Annotated in this window: 11 protein-coding genes; 6 read left to right on the top strand and 5 right to left on the bottom strand. The window is 45.1% G+C overall.

What is annotated here, in order from left to right:
- Positions 1-15: 15 nt before the first annotated feature.
- Entirely contained in the window at positions 16-798 is a 783-nt protein-coding gene (gene bioH, locus H5073_RS05525) for a pimeloyl-ACP methyl ester esterase BioH (RefSeq protein ID WP_182677758.1), read from the bottom strand.
- 44 nt (positions 799-842) lie between these two features.
- Here bioH and H5073_RS05520 point away from each other — a divergent pair, with 44 nt between their 5' ends.
- On the top strand, positions 843-1,694 hold the full coding sequence (locus H5073_RS05520; protein WP_182677756.1) for a ComF family protein: 852 nt from the start codon (positions 843-845) through the stop codon (positions 1,692-1,694).
- A gap of 134 nt (positions 1,695-1,828) precedes the next feature.
- Complete coding sequence (gene nfuA / locus H5073_RS05515) at positions 1,829-2,407, top strand: Fe-S biogenesis protein NfuA (RefSeq protein WP_182677754.1); 579 nt, start codon at positions 1,829-1,831, stop codon at positions 2,405-2,407.
- Between the two features lie 144 nt (positions 2,408-2,551).
- Here the strand turns inward: nfuA and H5073_RS05510 are convergent, their stop codons facing one another.
- On the bottom strand, positions 2,552-3,862 hold the full coding sequence (locus H5073_RS05510; RefSeq protein WP_182677752.1) for an MATE family efflux transporter: 1,311 nt from the start codon (positions 3,860-3,862) through the stop codon (positions 2,552-2,554).
- A gap of 414 nt (positions 3,863-4,276) precedes the next feature.
- The gene (locus H5073_RS05505; protein ID WP_182677750.1) at positions 4,277-4,831 is read right to left on the bottom strand and encodes a lysophospholipid acyltransferase family protein; all 555 of its coding nucleotides are present in this window, start codon (positions 4,829-4,831) and stop codon (positions 4,277-4,279) included.
- A 183-nt stretch (positions 4,832-5,014) separates the two neighbouring features.
- Between H5073_RS05505 and H5073_RS05500 the strand changes: the two genes are divergently transcribed.
- Positions 5,015-5,437, top strand: a complete 423-nt coding sequence (locus H5073_RS05500; protein WP_182677748.1) for a DUF4440 domain-containing protein — start codon at positions 5,015-5,017, stop codon at positions 5,435-5,437.
- Between the two features lie 18 nt (positions 5,438-5,455).
- Here H5073_RS05500 and H5073_RS05495 read toward each other — a convergent pair whose 3' ends face one another.
- A complete protein-coding gene (locus tag H5073_RS05495) occupies positions 5,456-6,208 on the bottom strand; it encodes an NRDE family protein (RefSeq protein ID WP_182677746.1) in 753 nt (250 codons plus the stop codon).
- Between the two features lie 42 nt (positions 6,209-6,250).
- Positions 6,251-7,852, bottom strand: a complete 1,602-nt coding sequence (locus tag H5073_RS05490) for a metal transporter (protein ID WP_182677744.1) — start codon at positions 7,850-7,852, stop codon at positions 6,251-6,253.
- A gap of 208 nt (positions 7,853-8,060) precedes the next feature.
- On the opposite strand from H5073_RS05490, the gene H5073_RS05485 reads away from it, so the two are divergent.
- From H5073_RS05485 to H5073_RS05475, 3 genes are all read left to right on the top strand, one after another.
- Positions 8,061-8,651, top strand: a complete 591-nt coding sequence (locus tag H5073_RS05485; RefSeq protein ID WP_182677742.1) for a YhgN family NAAT transporter — start codon at positions 8,061-8,063, stop codon at positions 8,649-8,651.
- Positions 8,652-8,834: 183 nt separating this feature from the next.
- Positions 8,835-9,158 carry a hypothetical protein gene (locus H5073_RS05480; RefSeq protein ID WP_182677740.1) on the top strand — a complete coding sequence of 108 codons (324 nt, stop codon included), beginning with the start codon at positions 8,835-8,837 and terminating at the stop codon, positions 9,156-9,158.
- A gap of 12 nt (positions 9,159-9,170) precedes the next feature.
- Positions 9,171-12,059 (top strand): immune inhibitor A domain-containing protein, encoded by a 2,889-nt coding sequence (locus tag H5073_RS05475; protein ID WP_182677738.1) that lies wholly within the window; start codon positions 9,171-9,173, stop codon positions 12,057-12,059.
- Positions 12,060-12,105 lie beyond the last annotated feature (46 nt).

Here is a 12,105-nt window from a genome sequence, read left to right as displayed (position 1 = left end):
CCTTAATGCTTAACATTATTGTTGCTTGGCTAGCCAAGTGAGTAAGTGCTGACTGAACTCTTGCTTATGGGAAATAAAGGGGGCGTGGGAGGCCTTGTGTTGAATGACATCCTCTATGAGCGCGCCATGTGGCAAGTGAGCTTGAATTTTTTGTGGTACCAGGCCATCCAAGCGACCCCAAAACCTTAACCATGGCTGGCTGATTTTAGTTAACTCTTGGCGCAAATCCACCTGAGCCAGCATGGCGAGCCCCTGCTCCAGCGCTTGAGCTTGTGGCAGTGGCTTATCTAACAGCAATTGCTTTAACTCTGTTAAATCTTGCTTCATGGTATCGCTGCCCATGGCCTGAATGGCTAAGAACCTGTCTAAGGTTTTTGGCAGATTGCTGCCCAATTGGCTGGAAAACTGCGCCAGTACCTTAGGGGCAATACCGGGCCAGTTTTCGAGATCTCTGGCCATAAAGCAGGGTGATGAGGCAACAGTGATCAATGCGCTCACCTTTTCTGGATAACTAATGGCGGCTTGTTTCGCCACTAATCCGCCCAATGACCAACCCAGCCAAATCGCGCTTGAGGGAACGGCGGACACTATAGCCTCGACCCAAGTATTAATGCCCCCGTCAAGGCTTGGGCTGTGGCCAAAGCCAGGTAAATCCACATAATGGACGCGATAATCGGCTAGCTCATGTTTAATTGATGAAAATACTGCGTTGTTGACCCCCCAACCGTGGAGCAGGACTAAATCTGCGCCTTGGCCTTGTACCTCAATATGTAGCTTGGCTTTATTCACACTGTTCATCTGCTATCTTTCATTTATGAGTGGGCCAAAAGGACGATGACCGTATGCGAGCATGGATAACCAAGCTGCTAGCGTCAATCTCTACAATCCCTAGGCAAGTGCAGGCTAGTTTACCTAACCGCTGTTTGTTGTGCCATCAAAGCATTCATAACTCACATACAGCATTAGGAGATTTATGGTCTGCGGGTTTGTGTGAGGTGTGCCTTGAAGCGTGCCTGTATCAAGCGCCCCATTGCCTAGGTTGCGGTAAAACCTTAGTGGAACTCATGCATTTAACCACTGCGTCTTTAGCCCCTTCGTCTTTAACCCCAGTGCAATCAAGTGTAAACGCGCAATCAACCCGCTATTGCGGTCAATGCTTAAAGACAGTGCCGCTTAAAGTGGTCGCGCCAGCCAGTTATCATCATGGCCTAGGCCCTGTGGTGGCTGCAATAAAGTATCAGCAGCAATTGGCACCCTTGAAGGTATTGGTCGCAGCGCTGGTACGCCGGGTGAATCAGTTAGTTGAGCAGCAATTAATAATATTGCCGCAAGTCTTGTTGCCTGTGCCCTTACATCCACAGCGATTAAAGCAGCGGGGCTTTAACCAAGCTTGGTTGATTGCCAAAGAGATAAGCGTGCAGCTTAATATTCCCCTTGATGCCAATGTGCTTAAGCGAGTGGCAGACACTCAGCCACAGGCTGGGATGACAGGCAAGCAAAGGCGAAAAAATTGCCATAAAGCCTTTGAATTAACTAATGATATACCTTATCAGCGCGTCGCCTTGGTGGATGATGTACTCACCACAGGCACAACCGCCAATGAAATTGCCAAATTGCTTAATAAACAAGGTGTTTATGTGGATGTTTGGTGCCTTGCCAGAGCGGAAGCACCCAGCCTTAGAGGGCAGGATTAACCTGATAAGGCATAGAATATAACCCAATATATTACGAATGAGAGGGTTTGGGACTACAAAGCCCAAGCAAGTCAGAGTATCATAGGCGGTATCTTACTAAATTACTCAGGTATCCCCTGACGGAGCAGCTTGTTATGATTAGCATTTCCGATTCGGCTCAGGCCCATTTTGTAAAACTATTGGCTGATCAGCCTGCTGGAACACACATTCGCGTGTTTGTTATCAGCCCAGGTACCAGTCAGGCCGAGTGTGGCGTATCTTATTGCCCTCCGGATGCCGTTGAAAGCGATGATGTCGAGCTAGAGTTCAATGGCTTTAATGCCATGGTCGATGAGAAAAGCGTCCCTTATTTGGAAGACGCCAGCATAGATTTCGTCACCGATCAGTTAGGCTCTCAGCTGACCCTTAAAGCGCCGAACGCAAAAATGCGTAAAGTGTCTGGCGATGCCCCCCTAGTTGAGCGTATCGAATACGTTATCCAATCTGAAATCAATCCACAGCTCGCCAGCCACGGCGGTAACATCATGCTAGTGGAAGTGACTGACGATGGTGTTGCGGTATTGCAGTTTGGCGGCGGCTGTAACGGTTGCTCGCAAGTGGATATCACCCTAAAAGACGGTATCGAAAAGCAGTTGCTGGATTTATTCACTGGTGAACTCACAGGGGTTCGCGACGTGACAGATCATCAGCACGGTGCGCACTCTTATACTTAAGCTTCACAGTTAACGCTAAGCCATTAAGCTTGAGCGTCGAACAACAAGCTCCCTCATTTGAGTGGAGCTTTTTGCTTTCTATAATGCGTAAAAATCTTTTTATGTCTATTCGGCAGTAAATGCTAGTTTCAGTGCCAGTAAGACTTAGAAGTCTTTGCTGAAACGATAATCTAGCCCCAGCAGCAAGCTGCGAGCCAGCATAAAGTTGCTAAACGCCAGCCATAAACCATGATTGCCTAAGCTTTGGGTGATGAACCACAGCGGAAAAAACACCCCGAAGCTTGCGAGTATCATGCTGTTACGCATCACCTTTCCTTTTGCTGCGCCAATATAAACCCCATCGAATAGATAACAGCCAAAAGACAATAAAGGCAGCGCAATAAGCCAAGGTAAGTATTGCTCGGCAGTGGTTTTCACTTGGCTGATGTCGGTGAGCAAGCTAATGATATTGTTGCCGAACAACCAAAAAGTGAGGCTAAAGGCTAGCCCAATGCTGAGCGACCAGTAAAACGCCAGACTCACCCCTTGCCTAAGCTTAAGTTTATCTTTTTCACCATAGGCTTTACCCACTTCAGCTTCGGCATAATAGGCGATGCCATCTAAGGCGTAGGAAATTAGCATTAATAGATTCATCAGTACGGCATTGGCGGCCAATATGATGTCACCCTGGCTGGCACCGTAAAAAGTGACGAAACTAAAGCAGGCTTGCAAACATAAACTGCGAATGAAAATGTCCCGATTAAGACTTAAAAGCTGGCTTAAGCCACTCAAGTTTAAGCCTTGCCACAGCTTGGCTGGGGTGAAGTCAGGTTCATTGAGTAATTGACGATACACCAAAATACAGGCCACGGTGCAGGAGGCAATATCGGCAATCACGCTAGCCCAAGCTGCGCCTTCCACTTGCCAGCCAAGGCCGACCACAAAAATGATATCCAGTATGATGTTAACCGCGTTGGCTATGATAAGTTGCCACATGGCCGCCATGGGCGAGCGTCTTCCCAATAGCCAGCCTAACAGCACTAAATTCAGCAGGGCAAAGGGAATGGAGTAAATACGAATGGCAATATATTGCTGGCAGTAGTGGCTGACCTCGGCACTGGCTTGGCTTAACTTGAGCGCCAATTCAGTCAAGGGTGCTTGAATGAGCATGGCCCCAAGGCCCAGCAATAGCGCCAGTATCCCACCTTGCATCAACAAGCGATATTGGCTGTGAATATCCTTCGCCCCAACGGCTTGGGCCACAAGTCCTGTGGTAGACATGCGCAAAAATCCCAATAACCACACCATCAGGCTGATAATAGTGCCGCCAAGGGCGACACCACCTAAGAAATAGGCGTTAGAGAGATGACCGATCACCGCGGTATCCACCAAACCCAGCAAGGGCGTGCTGATATTGGATAAAATCATTGGCAGCGCAAGGGCTAACAGCTGCTTGTGGCGACTGAGTGCTAACATCGGGTGTAGGCCATAGGGGGTAAACTAACATAAGCAAAATGAGCAATAGCGCACACTAGCAAGTATGCCGCCCAGGCTCAAGCCTGTGGTCCAAGGTTTATGCTCAGACGGCTTAACCGCTTGTTAAAGTGAATATTCAAAACACTCTTTATGGTACAAACAAGTTAGCTCGAACATCCCGTCCATGTAGGTGGATGGCACCGTCAATTCTTCCCCTCTAGGCCATTGCAGAGTGTGACTCTGCGACTTTGAAGTACACGGTGAAAAATCAACCTTAAGTGATTGCGCTATTGAACGAGAGGCAAGGATGCCGAACTGGCTATTTCACATGGCGGTTATTTTTTGGACATTCATTGTCTAACTTTTTACCGATAAGAATAGGCGTCACTTATGACGTTAGTCCTATGGCCGAGTTCAGTCTTGTTTAAAGTCTGGGATCACCTTGGGATGTGCGCCTTTTATGCTGCGGTAAAAGTCTATGATGTATTGCATGTCTTGTTTGATGTCATCCCCTGTATTGATGGCGGGGTGCAACACGACTGTTTTTCTTGAGAAATCAAACCCGACCAATACAATCGGCACTTGGGCTTTTTTAGCGATATGATAAAAGCCGGTTTTCCAACGTTTGACTGGGCTGCGAGTGCCTTCTGGCGCTAGTGCTAATTTGTAATTGGCATCTTGTTTAAATAACTGGACAGCAGCATCGACTAAGTTATTGTGCTTGCGTCTGTCTACAGGACTGCCGCCTAGGGCTCGAAATATCCAGCCCCAAGGAGGTAAGAAGAGTTGGTGTTTACCCAAAAAATGGATATTAGTCTTAAGTGCACCTCTTGCGACTATGCCCAAAACGAAATCCCAATTACTGGTGTGTGGGCCGACGATCATAATGAATTGAGGAGAATCAGGCAGCTTTCCTTCCAATTGCCAACCAAAGCGATAAAACAACATTGAACAAAATTTGCTAAACATGACAGGTCTTCCATTTAATTTGTTGTATATACAGTATCTTTTTAATTGAACTGAGCTATAAATACCCTAATAAGCAGCATAAATCTTGTTGGGTTTATTAGCTAAGACTAATTTCTTTAAGCTGTTAATTGGATGCAAACTAGCTATAACAGCATATCTAGTCATGAAAATAGTGAGAATAAAATGATGAAAAAATGGCTCTGGACATTACTCGTATGCAGCACCTTCAGCGTGATGGCAACACCAAAGGATGATATTCACGCTCTTCTTACTCAGCAAGAAGTGGATTGGAATAATGGCGATATCCGAGCTTACTTGCAAGGTTATTGGCAAGATGAAAGATTATCTTTTGTATCTAAAGGAAAATTAAATCATGGCTGGGGTACTCTTTTTAAGAGTTATCAGCGTAGCTATCCCGATACTGCTAGCATGGGATTGTTGGACTTTAGTGGCTTAGCGATTAAGGTCTTAAGCGATAGTGCTGCTGTGGTCTCTGGGCGCTGGGAATTGAAGCGCGCTAAAGATAATCCAAGCGGTGTATTTACGGTTGTGATTGAGAAAATAGATGGCCGCTGGCTTATTACTCACGACCATTCGACGGATTAATTTGATGGCTATAATGCATCACGGCGTTAGGCTGAAGTCTTGTTGGCCTAAGTTACGTGCTTTGCCATCGAAACGTACCTCGGTAAATTGGGTTCTCCCTAGCGTGTCTTGGAGTACTAGGCTGGTGGAGCGGGTACCGTATTCTTCATGACGGATAAAAATTGCGGACAGCCTGCGTTCCCACTCTAAGCTTAAACCTGTGGCGGGTAATAAGTCGTCACTGGCTTGAGATTCATCGGCCATAATCGTGATTAATTGTGCAATTTCGGGGATGATTGGTTGTGATAAATAGGCTTCAAGCGCTTTTTGACCTTTCGCCATTTTCGGCCATATCTCATCCAAAGCACCGTTACTTATCGCATGAAAGCCATCGGCAAGCGGTGAACTCTGTCCTTGCAGACTATTAAAGCAGTGCAGTTGACCTTGGTGATTAAAGACTAAATTGAAAGGATTATAGTTATGTGCATGACGCTTAAGCCAATTGGGTGTCAAGCCTTCTCCTGAGAGGGCTTTGAGCACTAATTCCCCTCTACTTCGTACCCCATCTTGATTTCCAGTTTGGCATCTTAAGTTGGTTAAGCCAGCAAATTTGCCATCTTGAGCCACACCTAACCAAGTGCCTCCGGCTTGCAAGTCTTTACCTGCGATGATTAAGCTGTCTTGCCATTGATGGGCGGGCATCGTCGGTCTGTGGTGGAATTCATCCCGATTTGCACACACGATAAGGGGAAATTGTGGGTGAACATTCACCGCAAGAAACAAAATGCACATAGACTCATCCAGTTAAGGGCATGAGTCTATATTAGCCTGAATTTATCGATGCGAGTCATCATTACTATGTTTATGGCCATGAGAATGACCGTGTGTGCCATGGCTATGTTTTTGTTCATGACCATGATTATGCTCGTGAGCATGAGCCGCCGGTAAGTTTATTAGCAAACGGCGGAGGAATTTTCTCGGGCCCAACCTTAATAGGCTCGCAGCGAACAATAAACTGATGATAACCAGCGCGCTCATTTGCAGCGGTTCATGCATTGTGAATAAGGCTTGCCCAGGTGTTAATAGCCAAGCCGCAGCGCCTAGGCTTAAGGTTAATGAAATCGTCAATAAGGCTAAGGCTAATGGCTTCATCAAACGCAACTGGCTAATGCTCAGTACAGGGGCTGCAATCAAGGTCAAGGCGACGGCCATAGGGTGCCAACCGCTGTAGGCTAGCGCTAAGGCGAGCACGGCAGCACCTAAATTGCAAAAACGCATAGGCAGAAACACGAGTAGTAACACCGCAAGTTGTATGGCTGGATGATCTAATGCCATGGATGGATGACCAATTAAATTGGCTAGAATAAGGCTTAGAATTATCCAAGGCGCACTGCGATCCACTAAGTGTGCAAAGCCAAACCTCAGCGACGAGCTAGGCACTTGCTGATGAGGATCGGTGATTTCGACTTTATTGAGGCTCATGATTAGCCCAATCACTAATTGGCTGGCCACTTGAAATAATGCATAGTTGGGCCCGAGCAAAAAGAAGGTCACAATTAAGGACTCTGGGCCTGTCAGGCGTTGAAGCCAACGTAAACTTAAGTGTTTATGCTCCGGCTGTAAGCCGCATTGAAAACGCAATGTAGCTAGGGCGTAGCTGAGTAATAAAATAGGGCTTAGGGTCAGCAACCAATTGACTAGCTGCTCAGTACTATGTCCATGATGGGCATGATCTTGACCACCAGTATCCATAAGCAGCAATACTGCCAATAAACCAAGGCCGATTAAACTGCCGATCCCTGCCTGATACTCAAAGCGTCCTTGGGTATCTTGCTCTTGGTGTCCGTGGGGTTGGTGTAGCACTACATGTAAGATTGAACCGGTCACAAATGCTTGTAAATACACTGTATTATCTAGACTTAATTGATCTAGAAGTTGTTCGCCAGCAAAGTATCCAACTCCAGTGAAAAACATAATTGCGGCTAAAATGGCACAGGTCCAGCGGGCACCTAAGTGTGGTCTTAGTAGCCACCAAACAGCAAAACCCACAGGCAAGCGATGCATGACTACGCCGAGCGCTAATAAAATAGAGTTGCCATCTTGCTGAGCTAGCACCATAGCACCGCCGTCAGTGATGGTATGCAGCAGTAAACCAGCAACACCTAAGGTTAGGGTGACGTTATGGGTTATCTCTGAATAACGATGGAAAATTCGCTCACTGGCCGTGGGTCCCCATAAGCCTAGCATCACGAATACTAAAGTGATAAATCCGCCGTGTTCGAGCAATTCAGGCAGAATATGGATTAGCACTAAGCCGCCTAGAGAAACGAAAATAAATCCGTCTAGACCTTTTTGCAGGCCATTACCGGAAGAAAAGAAGCGGTAAAATAAGGGGCCGAATAACAGTGCGATACAACTGGCGATTAGATAAAGCATGGATCTCAGGCTGGCAATGAAAAAACAATGCAGTATATCTTAGTCTTGGTGAGAATTTAATACTTGCTGCATGAGTAAAGTAGCAAAGCTGTGATTATTTACATTACTAATATAGTGGTTAGCCGTATTTTTTACTGGCTTTGCTTAGCCATAGAGTGGCTTTACGTATACAATATTAGTCTCTGTTTACAATAGGAAAAAAGCATCAATGGATATTTTTTCAGCTGCGGTAATGTTGTTTCTGATCATGGATCCATTAGGAAACTTACCTATATTTGCCTCTATTCTACGTCACATTGACCCTAAAAAACGTCGTAAGGTACTGATAAGAGAGCTTATTTTTGCTTTGATTATTATGTTGATGTTTTTATACGCTGGCGAAGCTATTTTAAACTTCTTAAATTTACGTTCTGAATCCGTCAGCATTGCAGGTGGGATTATTTTATTCTTAATTGCGATTAAAATGATCTTCCCACAACCCGGTGGTGTTGCAGGTCTTGCCGCTGGTGAGGAGCCATTTATCGTGCCCATGGCTATCCCGTTAATGGCTGGGCCTTCTATTCTGGCTGCGTTAATTTTACTGGCTCATACAGATCCAGGCAGAATGACCGACTGGACCATAGCTTTAGTGTCAGCTTGGGGTTTGAGTGCGTTTATTCTGATGTTTTATAAGATCTTTACTCGCATCTTGGGTGAGAAGGGGCTTATCGCAGTCGAGCGTCTCATGGGGATGGTGCTAGTGATGATTTCGGTACAAATGTTATTAGATGGCATTTCTAATTACATTAAAACAGCTTAATAACCTTAAGCGATTTAGCCAAAAATTTAAAAGCTGAGTGGTTGACTCAGCTTTTATGCAAGTGAAACAAAAGATTATCCGCATTACTAGATCAATAACTACCTAGCTATCTCTAAATCCCATTGTCAAAGGGCCTTCAAGGCTGTTAAAGTTTTGTCTCAAGCCTGTTAATAAGCAATTAAAATGAAGTTTACGCTACTTGTCGCCGCTTTACCTTTGTGTGTCATTTTAGGCTGTAGTTACCCTAGGGTGACTGAACCGGTAATGGTGCCCACGCTTACGGGCAAGACAATTTCTGACACTAGCGCTGATCCGAGCTCAGTATCGCCGAAGAAAATTAAATTGCTTTGTAGTGTGCCGCCTCCTCCAAAAGATACCAGTAAGCTAATACAAAACCTCAGAGAGCAAGGTGTTATCACTGAATCTATGAGCACAGAACAAATCAATGCTGAGGTTGCTAGTTATATTTACAAGCGCCAGCAAGCGTTTAAAAATTGCAATAAATAAAGGAAATTAATAATGAATAAATTGATAGGAGTTAAGAAATCGTCAGTGATAGCAATTGCATTGATGGTTTGTGGCCTAGCTTCTTTTTCCGGCCATGGTGCAGTGTTAAAAGGTACCCCAGCTGATGGCGCGATTGTGAATAAAGAGCGGGTGCTCTACTGGCTTATTCAACATGGTGATGTCAATGAAGGAGATAGTGAGGAAGTTAAGGCGGCTGCGGTACAGGCGTTTATAGAACGTAGCGGGCGTCATGAATTTAAATTACCCCGTATTGAGGTTCAAGCTGAAAAAAATAGAGCTAAGCTGTTCAAATCGGTGAAATCTCCAATTAACGACGCGCAAAAGGCAGCAAGCCAAACTTTAGCAGACTCCCAAGTGACAAAAACAGTGAAAGTGCTGGCGGTTTTGATTGACTTCCCTGATTTACCTTTTGATGCTAATCGATTAAAAGCTGGTGATACTGATATGTTTTATAACAGTTATCCGAATAGTCATTACAAAAATCTATTGTTTTCCACCACAGGTTTTAATGGCCCTCAGAGCCAGAACCTGCAATCAGGCTATCAGTATTTTCAGGCCGCATCAGGAGGCAGTTTTTTCTTTACTGGTGAGGTAATGGGGTGGTATCGCGCCAGTAATAACGCTGCATTTTATGGTGGTAATGATGCCGCTAATGATGACAATGACAAAGCTGTGCCAGCTCTTATTAAAGAGGCGGTAACTCAGGCGGTGGCAGGAATGTCAGCTGAGACTCTGAATTCCTATGATATCGAAGATCCTTATGATCTCGATGGAGATTTAAATACCGAAGAGAGTGACGGCATTATCGATCACGTAATGGTATTTCATTCCAGTATCGGTGAAGAAGCGGGCGGTGGTGTACTTAAAGACGATGCGATTTGGTCGCATAGGTACTTCGTCGACCAAGCCTCAAATGGTTATAGTATTCCAGGTAAAACTAAAAAGTTGTTTGGTTATACGATACAACCCATTGATGCAGCAACAGGGGTTTGTACCCATGAGTTTGGTCATGACTTAGGTCTACCGGATGAATACGATACCAGTAAAGGCTCAGATGGCTCGCCAGTAGGGCTTTGGTCATTAATGTCAGGAGGCAGTTGGGTTGGAGCCTTATCAGGTACTCAACCATCGGGTTTCAGCCCCTACGCTAAATCTTATTTACAGCAGCGTTATAAAGGTAAATGGGTCAATGAGCAGCGAATGTCATTGGATAGTTTAAATGATGTTGGTGTTGATTTGCCCCTAAGCAGGGCGGTAGATAGCGATAATGTTAACCAAATCTCAGTGGCACTGCCTCCAAACATGGTGGCATTTAAAGAGCCATTTAGTGGTCAGTATCAGTATTATTCAGGTCAAGGCGATTTGTTAAATAACGCTTTATCCTTCGATCTTACCTTGCCGGACACGATTCCGCTAACGTTAAACTTAAAGGCGCATTGGAACATAGAGCAAGATTATGACTATATGCAGCTGCTGGTTGATGGCGTTGCGATAGTCGGTAACCACACTCAAGCCAGCAACCCTAAACACTCAAGTGTTAAAAACTATATTTCTGGCACTTCTGCATCTATTACGGGGGCAACAGGCACGGATTCGTGGGTCGAACTTAGTTATGATCTCAGTCCCTATGCAGGGCTGTCAAAGAAAATAAGCCTAGTTTACGTCACCGATGAAGCGAGTGTAGAGTATGGTATGGCTATAGATGATATTCGTTTATTGCATAATACCAATGAGCTTTATAAAGATGGTGCAGAATCAGCGATATCTAGTAATGGGTTGCTATTAAATGGCTTTAGTCGTGTGACTAATACCCGTCCCGGTAAAGATCGCCGCTATTTAATACAGCTAAGAGACCATAGTGGTATTGATGCTGGGCTTGAAGCCAGAGGTTATGAACCCGGCGTGCTGATATGGCTAGAGAACTTAGACCAGAGTGATAATAATGTTTTCGCTCATGAAGGCGAGGGACTGATCGGTGTGATTGATGCTGACCAAGAGATTATTGGAGATGCTAAGACGACCAGTACAGATGTACAAATAAGGGATGCCGCCTTTAGTCTTTATAGTCAAAAAACCTATCCAAGCGATGCTCACTTAGCGAACTCATCACTTTTTGATGACAGTCAGGATTATAGTGCGCCATTAAAGCCTATGGCAGGCATGAAGCTTGACGAGTTAGGTTTTACAATGGAAGTGATAACTCAAGCTACAGATAGCAGTAGCGCTATTATTCGTTTGAAGAAAGCTAATGGCGTCACTCCTGAACCATCAGCACTGGATGCGAGTTTTACAGCTCAGATTACGGATAACAAAGTGAGCTTTACGCTAGTCGCTTCCGGTGGCAGTGGTGGTTACAGTTATTTATGGGGATTTGGTGTGGCTAATGCATCAAGTGTTTTAGCCGCTCCTGAGTATACTTACGGGTCTTCAGGTGATTACTCTGTGAGTTTAACTGTGACAGATTCATCCGGTGCTAAAGTGACCAGCAGCCAAGTGATACGAGTAGTCATCAAGCCTATTGCTAGTTTTACTTTCACTAAGAGTGATTTGCAGCTGAATTTACAAGCTGCAGCAATCCATGGCTTCGGCTCACTGGCCTATACATGGGATTTTGGTGATAACAGTAATTTGGGCTCAGGAACTAGAGTTAGCCATACTTATGCAGCAGCAGGTAGTTATACCGTTCAGATAACAGTGACCGACAGTTTAGGGAATAGTCACAGCAGTGCACAAGTCATTGCAGTGACAGCACCATCTGTAGTAACGCCTGCAATAGTTACTCCAGTAGCCGATACTGGTGGTGGCGGTAGCTTAACTTGGCTTATGCTTGTTGGTCTGGGATTCGCTGCTGGGTGTAGACGTTTTGTGAGTATCAATTAGCATTGACCCAACCTAAGTGGTGTTGAAAAATAAGATTAACAAGAGA

The organism is Shewanella sp. SR44-3 (assembly GCF_014163735.1).
Classification (GTDB): Bacteria; Pseudomonadota; Gammaproteobacteria; order Enterobacterales; family Shewanellaceae; genus Shewanella.
The sequence above is the reverse complement of the archived record's forward strand: the minus strand, read 5'-3'. Positions and strand labels throughout refer to the sequence as shown.